The sequence below is a fragment of the Streptomyces sp. NPDC006393 genome (assembly GCF_040628575.1).
GTDB lineage: Bacteria > Actinomycetota > Actinomycetes > Streptomycetales > Streptomycetaceae > Streptomyces.
In genome coordinates this window covers 17,020-32,577 of record NZ_JBEXZD010000010.1, presented here as the reverse complement: position 1 = coordinate 32,577, position 15,558 = coordinate 17,020, and the positions used below count along the sequence as shown (strand labels likewise).

The window sequence follows — 15,558 nt, the reverse complement described above, 5'->3', positions numbered from 1 at the left end:
GAACTCGACGACGAGGCCGCGAGCGTTCGCGTCCCTGGGGGCCGACACGGGCTACGACCAGATGCACAACGCGCTCAGGAACACCGACGAGACACCCCCTAGCGGCACAGGGTGGTCGCCTGTTCGACGCGTGACAGCTTCACGGGATTGCGCACGGCGTAGAGCCCGGTGATGAGGCCGTCGTCGACGCGCACCGCCACGACGGTGTCGATCTCGCCGTCGAGCCGGAGAATCAGCGCCGGGTGTCCATTGACCTGCGCCGACCGCAGCGACGCCGTGGCGCCGAACCGGCCCAGCCCGGCGGCGAGTTCGGCCACGCGGCGCGCCCCCACGACGGGGGCGGGCACGGCCTGTACGACTCCGCCGCCGTCGCCCAGGAGGACGACGTTCGGCGCGAGGATGTCGAGCAGGCTCTGAAGATCGCCTGTCTCGACCGCCTGCTGGAACGCCTCGAGCGCTTCTCGGGTCGCGGCCGGGGAGACGACCTCGCGCGGCCTGCGCGCCGCCACGTGTGCTCGGGCGCGGTGCGCGATCTGGCGGACCGCGGCCTGGCTCTTGTCGACGGCTTCCGCGATCTCGTCGTACTCCAGATCGAACACCTCGCGCAGGACGAACACCGCCCGCTCGGTCGGAGTGAGCGTCTCCAGCACCAGCAGCATCGCCATCGAGACGCTGTCGGCCAGTTCGATGTCCTCGGCCACGTCGGGCGTGGTGAGCAGCGGCTCGGGCAACCAGGGGCCGACGTAGGACTCCTTGCGCCGGCGCAGCGTACGCAGCCTGCTCAGCGCCTGGCGGGTGGTGATCCGGACCAGGTAGGCGCGCTGGTCCTGCACGGTGTCGAGGGCGACGCCCGCCCATCGCATCCAGGTCTCCTGCAGCACGTCCTCCGCGTCGGCGGCCGAGCCGAGCATCTCGTAGGCGACGGTGAACAGCAGGCCGCGGTGGGCGACGAACGCCTCGGTGGCTCCGTCGATGCGGGCACCTGAAGGGAGCGGCTCGGTCGTGCCGCTGGTTCGTTCGCCGCGCTCGGCCATCGCCGGCTCCTCCTGTTCGCCGTCGCCCTTGACGTACACAAGACGCCGGGACCCGGGGCTTTGTGACACCCGTGCGCGTGGCGCTCGTCACATGGTCCCGGTGTCACAGGGATCGGGGCGGCGGCATCTGAATGCCCGTCATGACGCCGTGCGGACGATCCGCGCGGCGCGCACCGTGCCCGAGTGAGGAAGCAGTCATGGAACCTCGTTTCAACCTGTTCGACAGCCCGACCGCCGCGAAGATCGCCAAGCGGTTCTACAACGTCTCGTCGGTCCTTGAGCAGTCGACGCTGCCGAAGACCCTGCGGGAGCTGGTTCAACTGCGGGTGGGCCAGATCAACGGCTGCGGTTTCTGCGTCGACATCCACACCAAGGAGGCGTCGGCCGCCGGTGAATCCGCGCTGCGGCTCAACCTGGTCGCCACCTGGCGCCACAGCACCGTGTTCACCGAGGCCGAGCGGGCCGCGCTGGCGCTCACCGAGGAGGGCACCCGGCTCGGCGAGCACGGCGTGTCCGACGAGACCTGGGCCGAGGTGCGCAAGCACTACGACGTCGACCAGGTCGGTGCGCTGGTCTGCCTGGTCTCCCTGATCAACGCGGCCACCCGGATGAACGTGATCGTGCACCAGCCGGGGGGTTCGTACGAGCCCGGCATGTTCGACGGCCTGTCGAGCTGACCGCCGGACGATGCCCGCCCGGCACGGGATCGTCCGGTCCCGGGCCGGGCCTGCCGGCCCGAGGCGGTCGTCGTGCGGGCGCGCTGTGAGGGTGTGCGCCCGGCTCCGGCCATGTCAGGGCCGGGAACTCGAGTCGTCCGGCCGGTCGTTGTCCACCACGCCGAGTCCCGTCCCGGAGCGATCCGCCAGTCTCGCGTGGTCCGTGTCCGGAAGCCAGTCGCGCCGCGGTGTGTAGTCCAGCCAGCGTCGCGTGCGGCCTGCTTCGGTGAAGCCGCGCAGCAGGGTGTCGAGCAGCGGGTGGCGGTGGGACTCGCGCCAGGCCAGCGACCACGCGTACAGCGGGGTCGGCTCGACGAGCGGGATGGAACGCAGGCCGGCGTGGTCGGGCAGCGGCGCGTCGGCGGGGAAGAGGGTGAAGCACGCGGCGTCGGCGCGGATGTGCTGGACGAGGTGGTCCAGGCCGAGGTTGGGGCCGTCCTGTCGCCGCGTGATCCGGAAGGTGTCGGCGAAGCGGCGGAGGAAGTCCAGGCGGGCCAGTTCGGCCGGGCACCACAGGATGCTGTCGCGCAGGTCGGCGGGGCGCAGTGCGGGGGCGTCGGCCAGCGGGTGGGACGGGCCGACCACCGCGTCAACGGGTTCGAGCCGCACGAGCCGCTGGGTGAGTTCCGCGTCGTGTCCGCCCGGCAGTGGATGCACCCGGCCGAAGCCCAGGTCGGTGTCGCCGCGCAGCAGTGCCTGCGCGACCGAGGGCCAGTCGCGTCCGGGGCCGGGCTCCAGCCGCACCGGGCCGAACGACCGCACCGCCTGGGCGACGGTGCGCATCGGCGCGTACAGGTGTCCCCATGTGTCGATGCGTACGACCGGTACGGCGCCGGTGGCCGCCGCGATCGCGCGCTCGCCCGCCGTGATCGCCTCGCGCGCGGCCGGCAGGAACCGCTCGCCCGCTTCGGTCAGCCGGGTGCCGCCCTCGCGCTCGAACAGGCGGACGGCCAGCAGCTCCTCCAGTCGCGCGATGCGCTTGGACAGTGCCTGCTGGCTGGTGTTCAGCTCCTCGGCGGCCCGCCCGAAATGCAGTGTCCCGGCGGTCGTGACGAACGCGCGGACCAGGGCGAGGTCGAGATCCATGCCCCTGACCCTATGCGACAACCGCGCGTTGTCGGCCGGGCGGCTTCGTTGTTGGCCGAGCCGGCACTCCGCCCGGTCGGATGGTCCCGGGCGCCCCACCGGGCGTGACCCACGCGGCCCACCGAGGAGATGACAACGATGAAGGCCCTCATACCGACCGGGGATCCCGCCGAGCCGGTCGTGTTCGCCGACGTACCCGAGCCGGCACCGCGCCCCGACGAGGCGCTGGTGAGGGTCGAGGCGTTCTCGGTCAACCGGGGTGAGACCTTCAGGCTGGAGAAGCCCGTCCCCGGCGAGCGCCCCGGCAAGGACGTCGCGGGGCTGGTGGTGCAGCCGGCCGCCGACGGCAGCGGACCGGCCGGGATCACACGGGTCGTCGGCCACCCCATGGCGGGCGGCTGGGCGGAGTACGTGGCGGTGCCGACCGACGCGCTCACGGTGCTGCCGGACTCCGTCTGCCCGCTCGCGGGCGCGGCGCTGCCGCTGGCGGGGCTCACCGCGTTGCGGCTGCTGCGGACCGCGGGGCCGGTGCTGGGGCGGCGTGTGCTGCTGACCGGTGCGTCCGGCGGTGTGGGCCACTACGTCACCGAGCTCGCGGCCGCCGCCGGGGCCGCGGTCACCGCCGTGACCCGGAACCCTGAACGCGGCGCCCGGCTCGCCGAGCTCGGCGCCGCCGACATCGTCCACGACGTCGCCGACGCCCGCGGCCCGTACGACATCGTGCTGGAGTCGACGGGTGGCCCGGCCCTCCCCCTCGCTCTGGCACGACTCGCCAAGCGCGGCACGCTCATCTGGTTCGGGCAGGCCGGCCGCAGGCCCGCGACGCTGGACTTCTTCGACTTCTTCAGCGGCCCGGAGTCGGCCGTCATCCGCCACTTCCACTACCTCGACGCCGACACCCGCCTCGACCAGGATCTGGCGGCGCTCGTCCGGCTGACCGCCGAAGGCCGCCTGCACCCCGAGATCGGCCGGGTCGCGGGCTGGGCCGACACGGCGACCACCCTCACCGACCTGCGCGAGCGCCGTATCCGCGGCAAGGCCGTCCTCACCCTGCCCTGACCGCATCCGAACGACCGGCGACCGACAACCACCGAAGGAGCACGACCATGACCGGCACCGACCCCATGACCAGCACCGACCCCAGGACCGTCGTCATCCGCTACGTCGAGGCCGTCCGCGACGGCGACGCCGACGTCATCCGCGACAGCTTCGCCGCGGACGCGACCTGGCACTACCCGGGCGACCTCCCCGTCTCCGGGGTGTGGCGCGGCCGTGACGCGATCGTGGACGACTTCCTCGGCGGCATGGGACCGGCCTTCGTCCCCGGCACCTTGAAGATCGAGCTGGTCGGCACGATCGCCGAAGGCGACCGTGTGGTCGCCGAATGGACCGCCCGGGCCACGACCGTCCACGGCGGCCGGTACGACAACCGCTGCGTCGGCATCTACACCGTCCGTGGTGGCCGGATCACCTCCGTCGTCGAATACGCCGACACCCGGCACGTGGCCGCGACCCTCTTCCCGGACCTGGACACCCGCCGGCCCGCCGGTGCCGAGTGAGCCGCACCGGCGTCCAGGACGCGACGGCCGGTCACGTCCCCGGCGACGCCGGCATCGCGGCCGGGCACGAAATCGTGACCGGCCACCCGGCTGCCCTCCGGCCACCCGGCCCCGCGTCCTCCGGCCGTGCGGCATGCGACCGGAGCCCGCTCACTTGCTCTGCACCTCTCCCAGTGGGTGGGGGTCTTCCTCCAGTGCGGTGACCGCCGCCTTCCAGCCGGTGTCCTCGGGGTGGAGGGCGCTGCGCAGAAAGGCCGTGGTGAGCTGCTGGATCAGAGCGACGCGCGCGGGACTCTCGTCCGTCGTCTCGGCGACCTCGTACCCGGGAATGCCTCCGAGGGAGTGCTCCGCCCCGAACAGCGTGAGCAGGCTCTTGCTCCCCGGGCTGTAGGTGTAGGGGTCGGTGAACCAGTCCGGCCCACGCGTGGACAGAGGGGACTGGTCGTTGTCCCCGGCGACGATCAGGGCCGGTGTGGTCATGGCGGAGAACGACGGCTTCATGAAGGGGAAGTTCTGCGCGGCGAACGGGGTCAGGTCGTCGCCCAGGCCGGTCAGGGCGAGGAGCACGCCCGCCTTCGCACGGGGGTCGGACATGTCCTTTCCGGGAAGGCCGTCGGGGCCGAGGACACGCGCGCCCAGCAGCATGCTCGCCGTCTGGGCACCCCAGGAGTGGCCGGCCACCGCTGTGCGGTCGCGGTCGAGCCGCCCGCGAAGGCCCGGCACGGCGGCTTCCAGAACGTCGAGTCCGTCCAGCACGCGCTCGAGGTCCTCGACACGGATGCGCCAGATCCTCGGCGTACGGGGGTCGTCGGCGGGCAGGCCGAGCGTCCTGGAGTCGAGGTGGGTGGGTTGCAGGACCACGAAGCCGTGGGCCGCCCAGAAGTCCGCCAGCGGCGCGTAGCCGTTCATCGACCAGCCGAAGCCGTGCGAGAAGACGATGACGGGCAGATCGTCGCCGATCGCGGGGGCGGACACCCGGACCTGGAGGTCCTCGCCGCGGCCCGGGGCGGGCAGGACGACCGGCTTGGCGGAGATCACCATGGCGGGGGTGCCAGGGTTCTTCGGGGTCTGCGCGGTGTTCGAGTCGGGCATGGACGTGCCTTCCGTTGGGTTTCGTCGCACTCGTGGTTCGCAGGGTCCGGTGGTCGGTGGCGTCGACGGCCGGGCCGAGAGGTGAGCGAGGAACGTCGCTCGTACGCGGACGCGTCGCGGCCCCAGCGACGTCGAGGGCCGGCGACCGCGCGGCTTGCGGGCTTCCGCGGGGCTTCCCGGTGGAACATGACGGCGGTGGACGGCTTGGTCGCCGGCTCTTCGGTCTGCCATCATGAACTAAACGGAACCTCGCTCCGCAAACAATACGGAACGCTGTTCCGCTTCGCAAGCCGCACGGAAGGAACGTCGCCGTGGACGACAGCGCCCAGAGCCCGAAGAGCGCGTCCGTACCCAGGCGCAAGGACGCCCGGCGCAACCAGCAGACCCTGCTGGACGCGGCCGCCGCGGTCTTCGCCACCTCGGGAGTGGAGGCGCCGGTACGTGACATCGCGGCCAAGGCCGGGGTCGGCATGGGCACGATCTACCGCCACTTCCCCACCCGGGCCGACCTCGTCATCGCCGTCTACCGCCACCAGGTCGACGCCTGCGCCGAGGCCGGGCCGACCTTGCTGGCGACCAGCCCCACCCCGCACGCCGCCCTCGAACGATGGGTCGGCCTCTTCATCGACTTCCTCACCACCAAGCACGGCCTCGCGGCCGCACTCCAGACCGACAACACCGGCTTCGAGACGCTGCACGCCTACTTCCTCGACCGCCTCCTGCCGGTGTGCGCCCAGCTCCTCGACGCCGCTGCCGCCTCCGGCGAGATCCGTTCCGGAATCGACGCCTACCACCTCATGCGCGGCATCGGAAACCTCTGCGTCGGCGCCGACAGCGACCCCCGCTACGACGCGCGCCGAGTGGTCGCACTCCTCGTCGCAGGGCTACGCCGACCACGCTGACCACCCGACGCGTGCCGACCACCCCGCGTGCACCGGGCGCTCGGGCCGGTCCTGAGAGGCCGTCAACTGCCGTCAACTGATGGCCCCAAGCGTCCGGTTCACCCGTGAAGCGGTCAGGCCGACCGTCCCAGGCGGGCGGCCAGTACACGGGCGCGGGCCTGCTGGACCGCTCCCGCCTTCGAGGCGGCGAAGCGCAGCAGACCCGGGGGCGTGCGCAGGTGCAAGGTGTCGGTGACGACGCTGCCGGCCTCGTGGCGGTCGATGACAAAGCGGTAGCTCATGCGGACCCGTCCCGGGCTGCGGACCTCGCCGAAGATCTCGGCGCAGCGCGGGAGGCCGTCCGGGACGGGGACGAGCGTCACGTCGATGATGTTGTCGTGCCGCAGGACGCCCAGAAGCCGGAAGCGCTCCACGGCCGTGTAGTGCACGGTCCCGCCGCCGCGGCGCACGTCGCGGACGTCGACGAGGAGCGGCGACAGGCCGATGTAGTGCGTCGGTTCGGCCAGGTGCGTGAAGACCTCTTGCGGCGGCGCGGCGATCTGGAACATGTGCTTCAGCTCGACGGACGGCACCCAGGACCCCCTCGGTACGGCGCGGTGGCGCAGCGATCCTCCCATCGCCGGCCCGGGCGCGGCGACGCCCAGGGGTGCTTGGTGCACTGGTGGCCGCGTTCCGTGAGTTCCGTGAGTTCCGTGAATTCCGTGACCGCGGGGGTCAACCGTTCGGGTCCTCGTGCGGCGGCGCGGCGTGGATCACTCAGTACCGCTGGGCCTTGGCCAGACGAGGTGTCAGTTTCGGCTCGGACGGCCGGCGGCTGAAGACGATGGGCTGTTGCTTCTGACCCGGTTCTAGGTTCTCGGCGCCGGTGTACCTGGTCTCGACGACGTGGTGCTTGCTGTCCTCGAAGTCGATCTGCACGGCGTAGGACGCCTTGCGGTCCGTCTTGTTCGTGATGTTGACCAGGACGGCGAGCACTCCCCCCGTCTGGGCCTTGGGCATTCCGGACATGCCTACCTCGGAGAGCGCGTTTCCCCGCCCCTTGACGCCCTTGAGCTTCTTCTCGGCCGTCGCCTCCCTACGGGCGCTCTCGGCCGACACCGACGCCTCGAACTCGGAAGCCCGCGCCGAGGCCGAGGAGGCGGCCGCCGAGGCCGAAGCACGGGCGGAGGAGATGGCGGAGGAGGCGGAGGAGGCCAGCGCCGACGGCGGCGCCCCGGTGAACGACGTCGTGTTCGGCGTGCTCGGAGTTCCGTTGCCCGTCGAGCCGTTGCCACCACCGCCGCCGCACCCGGTCAGCGCGCCGGCCGCGAAAGAGCAGGTCAGCAGGGTCGAGGCCACAGCGAGAGGTCGCAGGCGCCGGGGGCGTACACGACGAAGGGACAGCATCAGGTCTTCCTCCTGGACGAGGGATCCTTCAGCTCATCGTCATCGCTCCGTCGTCGACGCGCGACGAGACCCGCCCCTGACGGACGAGGCCACCACCCCAGCAGCCGAATCGCACCTCAGCGCCGGCGGGCTCGGTGAACTCGGTGGAATCAGTGGAAGCAGAGGCAGAACGGATGGCCGGCCGGGTCCGCGTAGACCCGCCAGTTGGCCTCCGGACGGAGCTGGTCCGTCCGCTCCAGCACCGTCGCGCCGAGCGCGAGGGCCCGCTTCTCCTCCCCGTCGAGGTCGTCCACGTCGAAGTCCAGGTGGAGCTGCTGCGGACGCTGCTGACCGGGCCATTCGGGCGGCTGGTAGCCGTCCACCCGCTGGCAGGCCAGCGGCGTCCCCTCGAACCCGTGCACCTCGATCCAGTCGGGATCCTCCGGGTCCTGGACCACTCGGCCGCCGAGCAGATCCGCGTAGAACTGCGCCAGCAGTAGCGGATCGGCACAGTCCAGCGCGACCGCTTGCAGCTTTCGAATCACTTCCGACACTCCTCGCTCTCCGGCCGCGTCCGCGACACGCCCGTACGGACGGTCGTACCCGCCTGCGCGGCGGGCATGCACGGCGGCACACCGCACCACCGCGAGGTGTTGGTGAGCGGGGACGGGGAAGCTCCCTGCTCAGAGGACGGGTCCGTAAAGGGGGGCCCGTAGAGTTTCCGCATGACGGATGAGAGCGAGCGAGCCGTTCGGGCGGCCATCGACGGGGAGATGCGGCTTCTCGACCCCGAGGTGCGTGCTTCCCCCGGCCGTGTGCGGGAACTCCTGGATCCGGAGTTCACCGAGATCGGCGCCTCCGGGCGCCGTTGGGACGCGGAGTCCATCCTCACGGTGACCAGCGGCGGCTCGGTGTCCCCCGAATCTCCGGTCGAGGTCAGCGAGATGTCGGGGGTCGTCCTCGCTCCGGGCATCGTCCACCTGACCTACTTGGCCGACAACCAGGGTCGTCGGGCTTGGCGGAGCTCTGTGTGGCGTCTGACGGAGACGGGCTGGCGGATGTACTTCCACCAGGGCACGTTGACCAGCTGAGCAGGGCACGTCGAGCAGTTGAGCCCAGTCGAGGTCGTATCGGGCCGGCTCCGGCCGGGCGCTGCGGCTGCCCGGTCAGGCCGCGCCGGCGGCATCGGCCTGAAGGTGCTCGGCGGCCTCGGCGGCCGTGTAGGAGGAGGCGAAGGTGAACGCGCGCGGGGACGGCCCGTGCGCCCGCAGGTCCGCCAGCCGCTCCAGGGCCTCGCCGACGGTCGGGAGATGACCGGCGGGGACCCACCAGAGCACCAGGTGGGACTCGACGTGCCGCTCGAACCATTCGCGGCGCCGGCGCATCACCTCCAGGTGCCCGCTGCGGTAGGTGAAGTCCCACAGGGCCTCCTGGGTCTCCCAGACCGACAGGTTGACGATGACGTCCTGCCCGGCCGGGCGAAGGCCGGTGGCGTCGGCCGCCCCGTCCTCCACGAGGCGCCACACGAAGCCGGGCGCGTCGTCGGCGGCGGCGTTGACCGGATCGAGCATCTCGACGAACGGCGCCATACGCGGGTCGTCGAGGGGGTGGCGGAGCGTGGCGATGTTGAGCTCGGCGAGGTGGGCGACAGCCGTGGATGCGGTCATGGCGTCATCCCAGCAGGCCGGAGTTTCTATGTCAATCAATATTGTTTTTAGAGTCCTCGACCACCACGCAGCACTCCCCCGGTCGGGCGTCCATACGGGCGTGGAGCGGACCGTCCGTGCCGAACAGCCCCTCCAGCAGCGCGAGGTTCATGCCGCAGACGAGCGGCGGGAAGCGCTCTGCGACGGCGTGGAAGGGGCAGTTGCGCATGCGGACGACGCGCGCCGCCGCCCCGGTCGTCCCCTCGACGCCTTCCAGGTGCGGTTCGTAGCCGCGGGCGGCCAGCAACTCCATGGCCTCTTCGAGGCTGCCGCAGGCCGCCGCCGAGCCACGCAGGGCCTCGCCCCGCCGGCGTGCGGCCGTGCAGAGCCCGGCGTCCAGCCCGGCCTCCTCGGCTGCCTCGGCGAGCAGTTCGGCGGCGGTGCGGTAGTCGCGGGCGGGCAGCGAGACCGCCCGCTCGGCCCGCGCCCGCGTGTACACCTTGGCGGGGCGGCCCGCCCCCGGCCCGGAGCGCCCCGTCAGGCGGCGGCTGCCGCTCTCCAGCAGCCCGGCCTCGGTCAGCCTGTCCAGATGGTGCGCGGCGAGCGTGCGTGTCACCCCGGCCGCCTCGGCGGCCTCGTTGCGGCCGACCTCGCGGCCCTGTGCCGCCACGTACTCGTACAGGCGGCGCCGCACCGGATCCTGCAACGCCGCGATCGCGTCGATGTCTTCCACCCGGCCATTCTAGGAACAACACAGGTTGGAGATAGAAGGGCGGGTTCCCCTGTGCCGTGCTGTCGGGGCGCCGCCCGGAACTCGCGTGAGGCCACCGTCCCGTCTCCCGGTCGAAGGGGTCTGGAATCGAGACGTCCCGCCAGGGGTTTGCGGCTACCGTGGCGCCCATGGACCTGACGATTCATACGAGTGCCCTGCCGCACGACGACCCGGACGCCGCCCTGGCCTTCTACCGCGACATCCTCGGCTTCGAGGTCCGCAGCGACGTCGGGCACGGCAAGACGCGCTGGATCACGGTCGGCCCCGCCTCTCAGCCGGAGACCTCCATCCTCCTGGCGCCCGCGGCCGCCGACCCGGGGATCACCGAGGCGGAGCGCACCACCATCCTGGAGATGATGGCCAAGGGGACCTACGGGTGGATCCTGCTCGCCACCCAGGACCTCGACGCCACCTTCGACAAGGTGCAGGCCTCCGACGCCGAGGTGGTCCAGGAGCCGACGCTCCAGCCGTACGGCGTGCGCGACTGCGCGTTCCGCGATCCGGCGGGCAACCTCGTCCGCATCCGGGAGTCGCGGCCCGGCACCGAGTAGGGAGGGGGTCGGTCAGCGGGTCGGCAGCCACTGGGCCGACACCAGATGCGACCGGTTCGCCGAGCCGATCGAGCGGCACGGCCTCACGCCCCCGCACGCCGGCCCGCTCACGGCCCTCACCAGGATCACCCTGTCACGTGGAACTCGTTCCCGGCGGCGTCGAGGAACTCGCCGGGTTCCCAGTCGCGTTGGGTGACCTCCAGCCGCAGCCTGTTCCTCGCCTCCTTCGGCGCCGCGGGCGGCCCCATCACCAGCGAGACCGTACTGGAGGGCCTCCGGCGCAGCCGGACACCCCAGTCGTGGGACTCGACCTCGTGCCAGTCGGCCTCGGACTGCCAGAAGGCCCACTGTGCGTAGCGATCCTCGTTGGAGACGTCGAGGCAGACGGCGACGAGGCCGGAGTCGGCGAGCACGCCGGGGTGACCGGGACGCAGTACGCAGAACTCGTTGCCTTCCGGGTCGGCCAGCACGTCCCACGGGACATCCCCCTGGCCGATGTCGATCCGCGTCGCACCGAGTGTGAGCAGGCGCGCGACCTCGGCCTCCCAGTCCGGCCCTCCGGCCAGGTCGAGGTGGACTCGGTTCTTGTGCGCCGTCTTCGGCTGCGTGGTCGGCACGAACCGCAGGCGCAGGCCGCCCGTCCGGCCCCGCGTCGCGTCCGACCAGAAGCGGTCCATGCGCGCGACATCCAGCGCGTCGATCACGACCCCAGTCAGCATTCCGTTCCCCCAAGCCGTCGAACCCGTCGCCCGCTCATTGTGGCCGCCGCCCTCGGTGTCGGCGCTGAGGGCCCAGGCCGGCAGCACGCATCCCGGACACCTTGCCGACCAAGACCACCGAGTCCGGGACGCGACGACCTCGGGTGCGGGGGGCAGCGCCGTGGAAGTCGCCCTCGGGGACCTCCGTGGAGGAGAAGCATGCTCCGCTCATCGCCGGGACACGAGTGGACGACCGCCCGCACCGGGCGGCACCATGCCGGCGCTCACAGTCCGGGGGCGTAGGACACCGTGAGGGCGAACGCCGAGAGTGCGAGGAAGCCGAGGCAGTTGAGCCAGAACTCGGACTTGAGGAAGCGTGCCCGGATGTGCGCGAAGGCCGCCGCGAGGAAGTAGCAGACGACGCCCGCGTTGGCGGCCACGCCGATGCCGGCCACGTAGATACCGGTGATCAGGCCCGCGGCGGCGAGGAACTTGATCACGACGAGCGTCCACCACCAGTCCTCGGGGAACTCGACCCCGTTCAGACAGGCACGGATGAAGGCCGGCGGGCGGATGGACATCACGGCGTCCACGGCGAGGACGCCGGCGAGGACGGCCTGCGGCCACCACGGGCCCGGGTTCACAGTCATCGCTGCTCACTTCCTTACCTCTCGGTGATGAACTCCACGACGCGGACGAAGTCCTCCATGGGCCCGCTCACATCGGCCCCGCCGGTGCCGGCACCGACGAAGAGGGTGCCGAGGTAGGCGAGATGGATCGCGCTCGCGCCCCGCGCGGCGGCCTCGGGTGCGAATCCGGCACGGACGAGAACGTCGCCGATCTCTTGCCGCAGCACCGCGGCAAGCTCGTCGAAGACGCCCGCCCGGTGTCTGCCGGTGACGAGGGTCGCCGCGTAGTGGCGGGCGAGTTCGAGGTCGCTGGTGAAGAGATCGACGAACGGCCCGAACAGGGCGAGGATCTCCTCGACGAGACGGCCGGGGGAAGGAGGCGTCGGGCGCGGTTCGCCCGATTCCTCTCGAGCCCGGTGCAGGGCGGAGATACGTCGATCGAACAGTTCGACCAGGATTGCCGCCTTGTCGCCGACCGCCATCACGGTGCCCACGCTCACGCCGGCGGCCGCGGCGATCTCCCGGACGGTGGTGGACTCGAACCCCCGGGTGGCGAACAGGCGTTCCGCCACGCCGAGGACCCGCTCGCGAGTCGCTTCCCGCTGCTCTCTGCGCGAAGTCATGCAGACCCTTGCTGAACGCGTTCACTGAACATGTTCAGAGAACATAGTGGGCCGGGCTGATCCGCGTCAATCGGGGCCGCAGCCGAGCTCCAGGCGCGTCAGCGGCCGGCGCCGATGAGTTTCGGGGCCCGGCGGGGTCTGTCTCTGTGCAAGCACAAGCCGCGCACGAGCTCTGTGAGGGAAACCATGACCAGCCACGCCCTGCCCCCCGTCGTCGACGCCGCGACGTGGGAAAGCCGGCTTCAGGCGCTGCGCGCCCGGGAGAAGGCGGCGACACGGGAACTCGACGCCATCGCCGCCGAGCGCCGTCGCCTGCCGATGGTCGAGATGCCCGACTACACCCTCGAGGGCGAGGACGGCCCCGTCCGGCTGGTGGACATCTTCGAAGGCAAGAGGCAACTGATCGTCTACAACCACATGTGGTTCGCCGGCCAGGAATGGCAGTGCCCGGGCTGCACGGGGTTCACCTCGCAGTACACGCGCCTGGAGTTCCTGGACAACTACGATGCGCGCTTCGTCGTCGTCACCCAGGGCCCGATCGAGGAGGCGCTCGCCTACAAGCACCGGGTCGGCAACCGGATGACGTGGTACTCGACCGCCCACAGCTCCTTCGGCGCCGACGTCGGCGCACCGCCGGACGGAGGATTCGCGGTCAACGTGTTCCTGCGCGACGGCGACACCGTCTATCGCACCTGGCACACCAACGGCCGGGGCACCGAGCAGCTCAGTCACAGCTTCGCGCTGATCGACCTCCTGCCCTACGGGCGGCAGGAGGAATGGCAGGACGTGCCCGAGGGCTGGCCCCAGTCGCCCACCTACAGCCGGTGGGCCACGTCCAAGGACATCGCCGCGCTGTACGGCCCGGGCTCCGGCGACTGAGGGACCCCGCACCACGACGGGTCGGCCGCGCACTCGGTGCCGTCGCCGGTGCGCGGCGCCGCGAGCATCGCGCCTGCGTCCCGGGCCGGGCGGCGCGGGTCGGTCCGGTCCGGGTCAAGTCCGCTCGGGCAGGACGAGCAGGTCACCGGCCCATGCCGTACCCGGGCGTCGGGATCCCCGGACCAGGGTGCGGCCGTCCGGCTACCGTGGCGGCATGATGCACACCGGGACCGAGATCACGGCGGAGCTGATCCGGGATCTGCTGCACGACCAGCACCCCGACCTGGCCGACCGCCCCATCCGGCTCGGCGCGCGGGGCTGGGACAACCAGCTGTGGCGGCTCGGCGACGACCTCGCCGTCCGACTGCCCTGGGCGACACGGTCCGCGGACCAACTGCTGCGCAAAGAGCACGCCTGGGTGCCGTCGCTGGCCGCGCACCTTCCCTTGCCGGTCCCCGTACCGCAGCGCCTCGGCGAGCCCTCCGAGCGGTTTCCGCGGCCCTGGACGGTCACCACCTGGGTGCCGGGAGCGCCCGCCGACCGCGTCCCCGTCACGCGCGGCGCACAGGCGGCCGACGCCTTGGCCGCGTTTCTGACGGCCCTTCACCGGCCCGCCCCCGCTTCGGCGCCCGCGGGCGGCTACGGCCGGGGAGGGCCACTGACCGGCCTCGCCGGGCAGTTCGCCGAGCAGCTCGCCTCGGCCACCGAACTGGGGCTGATCCCCGACCCGGACGCCGTCCGCGCGGTGTGGGACGACGCCGTTGCCGCCCCCGAGTGGGCGGGCCCGGCGCTGTGGCTCCACGGCGACCTGCACCCGGCCAACGTCCTGACCGGCGACGGCACTTTCTGCGGTGTGATCGACTTCGGCGACCTCTGCGCGGGCGATCCGGCCTGTGATCTCGCTGCCCCTTGGATACTGTTGCCGGACGGCGCCGCCGACCGCTTCCACGACGTCTACCGGCCGACCCCGGACACCGCGACCCTGCGCCGCGCCCGTGGCTGGGCGGTGCTGCGGGCCCTCGGCGGCCTCCTCATCGGACATGCCGGCCTTCATGGCCGGCCCGGCGGCAAGCCCACCTGGGGCCCACCTGCCCGCGCCGCCCTGCGACGCCTGACCACGACGACCCACCGCTGACCCGATCCCCTACGGCAGGCTCCGGCAGGGGCCGATGGCTTTCTGCACGATCGGGTTTGTCCACGACCCGCGGTCCGGCAGGCCACGCCCCCGGTCCGCTCGGGTTCCGGTCGGCGTGAGACCTGCCGTATGCCGGGGCGCTCAGCGGACGTAGCGGTGCATCGTGACCTTCGGGGCGAAGTCGGCCAGCGGGTCGTCGGTGCCGCTGGTGCGTGGGGCGCGGGCCGCCTCGCGGTCGAGGACGGCTTTGATGCGGGCCGCGAGTTCTTCGGCCTGCCGTGCGATCTCGACGACCGGCAGGCGGGATGCCCTGAGTGCCTCCACCTTGCGCTCGATGTCGGCGAGTTCGCTGCGCGACTGCCGGCTGAGGCTGAATCGGCGGGGTGTGGCCACGACGAACTGATAGGCGGCGGAGAAGGTCTGGCAGGCCGGGCAGTGCTCGTTGACGGACCTGCTGAGGTTGGTGGCGTTGATCAGGCGGGCGTTCCGGCCGGCCGTGGTGACGATCTGGTAGGAGAGCGCGACGGAACGACACGGCCGCGCGAGGGAGCATCCCGCTGAGACGGCGGTGGCCCGGTTGTTGGCCGTCACCGCGACGGAAGGGCCGTAGGTGTGGAGCGTGAAGGACTCGTCGAACTGGTTCACATGAGCCCGGTCCGCGTGGCTGCGCGCGGCATCGACAGCGATGGCGACGCCATGGGAGGTGCCGATACGGCCGGGTGTGCCGGCGCGTGCCGAGGTGGTGACGGCCGTCATGACCAGACCGGCGGTGACGGTGACGGCGACACGGACGGCCGACTTCGCGGCGCCGGGGGTACGGGGCTTGCGGTGGTGCATGGTCTGCTCCTGCGAAGAGGTGGGGTGGTACGCG

20 protein-coding genes are annotated in these 15,558 nt (G+C 71.9%); 8 read left to right on the top strand and 12 right to left on the bottom strand.

Annotated elements, in window-relative coordinates:
* Positions 1 to 98 precede the first annotated feature (98 nt).
* Positions 99 to 1,034 (bottom strand): RNA polymerase sigma-70 factor, encoded by a 936-nt coding sequence (locus ABZ484_RS07315; protein ID WP_358864905.1) that lies wholly within the window; start codon positions 1,032 to 1,034, stop codon positions 99 to 101.
* Positions 1,035 to 1,231: 197 nt separating this feature from the next.
* On the opposite strand from ABZ484_RS07315, the gene ABZ484_RS07310 reads away from it, so the two are divergent.
* Positions 1,232 to 1,711 carry a carboxymuconolactone decarboxylase family protein gene (locus tag ABZ484_RS07310; protein ID WP_358864904.1) on the top strand — a complete coding sequence of 160 codons (480 nt, stop codon included), beginning with the start codon at positions 1,232 to 1,234 and terminating at the stop codon, positions 1,709 to 1,711.
* Positions 1,712 to 1,825: 114 nt separating this feature from the next.
* On the opposite strand, the gene ABZ484_RS07305 is transcribed toward ABZ484_RS07310, so the two are convergent.
* The gene (locus ABZ484_RS07305) at positions 1,826 to 2,836 is read right to left on the bottom strand and encodes a LysR family transcriptional regulator (protein ID WP_358864903.1); all 1,011 of its coding nucleotides are present in this window, start codon (positions 2,834 to 2,836) and stop codon (positions 1,826 to 1,828) included.
* 138 nt (positions 2,837 to 2,974) lie between these two features.
* Here ABZ484_RS07305 and ABZ484_RS07300 point away from each other — a divergent pair, with 138 nt between their 5' ends.
* Positions 2,975 to 3,895, top strand: a complete 921-nt coding sequence (locus ABZ484_RS07300) for a zinc-binding dehydrogenase (RefSeq protein WP_358864902.1) — start codon at positions 2,975 to 2,977, stop codon at positions 3,893 to 3,895.
* Positions 3,896 to 3,942: 47 nt separating this feature from the next.
* Entirely contained in the window at positions 3,943 to 4,395 is a 453-nt protein-coding gene (locus tag ABZ484_RS07295; RefSeq protein WP_358864901.1) for a nuclear transport factor 2 family protein, read from the top strand.
* A gap of 150 nt (positions 4,396 to 4,545) precedes the next feature.
* Here ABZ484_RS07295 and ABZ484_RS07290 read toward each other — a convergent pair whose 3' ends face one another.
* Positions 4,546 to 5,487, bottom strand: a complete 942-nt coding sequence (locus tag ABZ484_RS07290) for a chlorophyllase (protein ID WP_358864900.1) — start codon at positions 5,485 to 5,487, stop codon at positions 4,546 to 4,548.
* A gap of 311 nt (positions 5,488 to 5,798) precedes the next feature.
* On the opposite strand from ABZ484_RS07290, the gene ABZ484_RS07285 reads away from it, so the two are divergent.
* A complete protein-coding gene (locus ABZ484_RS07285; RefSeq protein WP_358864899.1) occupies positions 5,799 to 6,389 on the top strand; it encodes a TetR/AcrR family transcriptional regulator in 591 nt (196 codons plus the stop codon).
* Positions 6,390 to 6,502: 113 nt separating this feature from the next.
* Here the strand turns inward: ABZ484_RS07285 and ABZ484_RS07280 are convergent, their stop codons facing one another.
* From ABZ484_RS07280 to ABZ484_RS07270, 3 genes are all read right to left on the bottom strand, one after another.
* A complete protein-coding gene (locus ABZ484_RS07280; protein ID WP_358864898.1) occupies positions 6,503 to 7,048 on the bottom strand; it encodes an SRPBCC family protein in 546 nt (181 codons plus the stop codon).
* A 97-nt stretch (positions 7,049 to 7,145) separates the two neighbouring features.
* A complete protein-coding gene (locus tag ABZ484_RS07275; protein ID WP_358864897.1) occupies positions 7,146 to 7,727 on the bottom strand; it encodes a hypothetical protein in 582 nt (193 codons plus the stop codon).
* A gap of 197 nt (positions 7,728 to 7,924) precedes the next feature.
* Positions 7,925 to 8,299 carry a VOC family protein gene (locus ABZ484_RS07270; RefSeq protein ID WP_358864896.1) on the bottom strand — a complete coding sequence of 125 codons (375 nt, stop codon included), beginning with the start codon at positions 8,297 to 8,299 and terminating at the stop codon, positions 7,925 to 7,927.
* Between the two features lie 180 nt (positions 8,300 to 8,479).
* Here ABZ484_RS07270 and ABZ484_RS07265 point away from each other — a divergent pair, with 180 nt between their 5' ends.
* Positions 8,480 to 8,845, top strand: coding sequence for a DUF4440 domain-containing protein (locus tag ABZ484_RS07265; protein WP_358864895.1), 366 nt, complete (start codon positions 8,480 to 8,482; stop codon positions 8,843 to 8,845).
* Positions 8,846 to 8,920: 75 nt separating this feature from the next.
* Here the strand turns inward: ABZ484_RS07265 and ABZ484_RS07260 are convergent, their stop codons facing one another.
* Positions 8,921 to 9,421, bottom strand: coding sequence for a DUF3291 domain-containing protein (locus ABZ484_RS07260; protein WP_358864894.1), 501 nt, complete (start codon positions 9,419 to 9,421; stop codon positions 8,921 to 8,923).
* Positions 9,422 to 9,452: 31 nt separating this feature from the next.
* Positions 9,453 to 10,133, bottom strand: a complete 681-nt coding sequence (locus tag ABZ484_RS07255; RefSeq protein ID WP_358864893.1) for a helix-turn-helix domain-containing protein — start codon at positions 10,131 to 10,133, stop codon at positions 9,453 to 9,455.
* A gap of 167 nt (positions 10,134 to 10,300) precedes the next feature.
* Between ABZ484_RS07255 and ABZ484_RS07250 the strand changes: the two genes are divergently transcribed.
* Complete coding sequence (locus tag ABZ484_RS07250) at positions 10,301 to 10,723, top strand: VOC family protein (protein WP_358864892.1); 423 nt, start codon at positions 10,301 to 10,303, stop codon at positions 10,721 to 10,723.
* 125 nt (positions 10,724 to 10,848) lie between these two features.
* Here the strand turns inward: ABZ484_RS07250 and ABZ484_RS07245 are convergent, their stop codons facing one another.
* From ABZ484_RS07245 to ABZ484_RS07235, 3 genes are all read right to left on the bottom strand, one after another.
* Positions 10,849 to 11,442, bottom strand: a complete 594-nt coding sequence (locus ABZ484_RS07245) for a VOC family protein (protein ID WP_358864891.1) — start codon at positions 11,440 to 11,442, stop codon at positions 10,849 to 10,851.
* Between the two features lie 263 nt (positions 11,443 to 11,705).
* Positions 11,706 to 12,071, bottom strand: coding sequence for a DoxX family protein (locus tag ABZ484_RS07240; protein WP_358864890.1), 366 nt, complete (start codon positions 12,069 to 12,071; stop codon positions 11,706 to 11,708).
* Between the two features lie 14 nt (positions 12,072 to 12,085).
* Entirely contained in the window at positions 12,086 to 12,673 is a 588-nt protein-coding gene (locus tag ABZ484_RS07235; RefSeq protein ID WP_358864889.1) for a TetR/AcrR family transcriptional regulator, read from the bottom strand.
* Between the two features lie 186 nt (positions 12,674 to 12,859).
* Between ABZ484_RS07235 and ABZ484_RS07230 the strand changes: the two genes are divergently transcribed.
* Together ABZ484_RS07230 and ABZ484_RS07225 are read left to right on the top strand one after the other, a co-directional pair.
* Positions 12,860 to 13,552 carry a DUF899 family protein gene (locus tag ABZ484_RS07230; RefSeq protein ID WP_358864888.1) on the top strand — a complete coding sequence of 231 codons (693 nt, stop codon included), beginning with the start codon at positions 12,860 to 12,862 and terminating at the stop codon, positions 13,550 to 13,552.
* A gap of 214 nt (positions 13,553 to 13,766) precedes the next feature.
* Entirely contained in the window at positions 13,767 to 14,687 is a 921-nt protein-coding gene (locus ABZ484_RS07225; protein WP_358864887.1) for an aminoglycoside phosphotransferase family protein, read from the top strand.
* 141 nt (positions 14,688 to 14,828) lie between these two features.
* Here the strand turns inward: ABZ484_RS07225 and ABZ484_RS07220 are convergent, their stop codons facing one another.
* On the bottom strand, positions 14,829 to 15,524 hold the full coding sequence (locus tag ABZ484_RS07220) for a hypothetical protein (protein ID WP_358864886.1): 696 nt from the start codon (positions 15,522 to 15,524) through the stop codon (positions 14,829 to 14,831).
* Between the last annotated feature and the right edge of the window lie 34 nt (positions 15,525 to 15,558).

What these genes read in the sequence shown, in the direction of transcription:
- ABZ484_RS07315 (WP_358864905.1), bottom strand. Translation starts at nt 1,034, where the DNA reads ATGGCCGAGCGCGGCGAACGAACCAGCGGCACGACCGAGCCGCTCCCT.
- ABZ484_RS07310 (WP_358864904.1), top strand. Translation starts at nt 1,232, where the DNA reads ATGGAACCTCGTTTCAACCTGTTCGACAGCCCGACCGCCGCGAAGATC.
- ABZ484_RS07305 (WP_358864903.1), bottom strand. Translation starts at nt 2,836, where the DNA reads ATGGATCTCGACCTCGCCCTGGTCCGCGCGTTCGTCACGACCGCCGGG.
- ABZ484_RS07300 (WP_358864902.1), top strand. Translation starts at nt 2,975, where the DNA reads ATGAAGGCCCTCATACCGACCGGGGATCCCGCCGAGCCGGTCGTGTTC.
- ABZ484_RS07295 (WP_358864901.1), top strand. Translation starts at nt 3,943, where the DNA reads ATGACCGGCACCGACCCCATGACCAGCACCGACCCCAGGACCGTCGTC.
- ABZ484_RS07290 (WP_358864900.1), bottom strand. Translation starts at nt 5,487, where the DNA reads ATGCCCGACTCGAACACCGCGCAGACCCCGAAGAACCCTGGCACCCCC.
- ABZ484_RS07265 (WP_358864895.1), top strand. Translation starts at nt 8,480, where the DNA reads ATGACGGATGAGAGCGAGCGAGCCGTTCGGGCGGCCATCGACGGGGAG.
- ABZ484_RS07260 (WP_358864894.1), bottom strand. Translation starts at nt 9,421, where the DNA reads ATGACCGCATCCACGGCTGTCGCCCACCTCGCCGAGCTCAACATCGCC.
- ABZ484_RS07250 (WP_358864892.1), top strand. Translation starts at nt 10,301, where the DNA reads ATGGACCTGACGATTCATACGAGTGCCCTGCCGCACGACGACCCGGAC.
- ABZ484_RS07245 (WP_358864891.1), bottom strand. Translation starts at nt 11,442, where the DNA reads ATGCTGACTGGGGTCGTGATCGACGCGCTGGATGTCGCGCGCATGGAC.
- ABZ484_RS07240 (WP_358864890.1), bottom strand. Translation starts at nt 12,071, where the DNA reads ATGACTGTGAACCCGGGCCCGTGGTGGCCGCAGGCCGTCCTCGCCGGC.
- ABZ484_RS07235 (WP_358864889.1), bottom strand. Translation starts at nt 12,673, where the DNA reads ATGACTTCGCGCAGAGAGCAGCGGGAAGCGACTCGCGAGCGGGTCCTC.
- ABZ484_RS07230 (WP_358864888.1), top strand. Translation starts at nt 12,860, where the DNA reads ATGACCAGCCACGCCCTGCCCCCCGTCGTCGACGCCGCGACGTGGGAA.
- ABZ484_RS07225 (WP_358864887.1), top strand. Translation starts at nt 13,767, where the DNA reads ATGATGCACACCGGGACCGAGATCACGGCGGAGCTGATCCGGGATCTG.
- ABZ484_RS07220 (WP_358864886.1), bottom strand. Translation starts at nt 15,524, where the DNA reads ATGCACCACCGCAAGCCCCGTACCCCCGGCGCCGCGAAGTCGGCCGTC.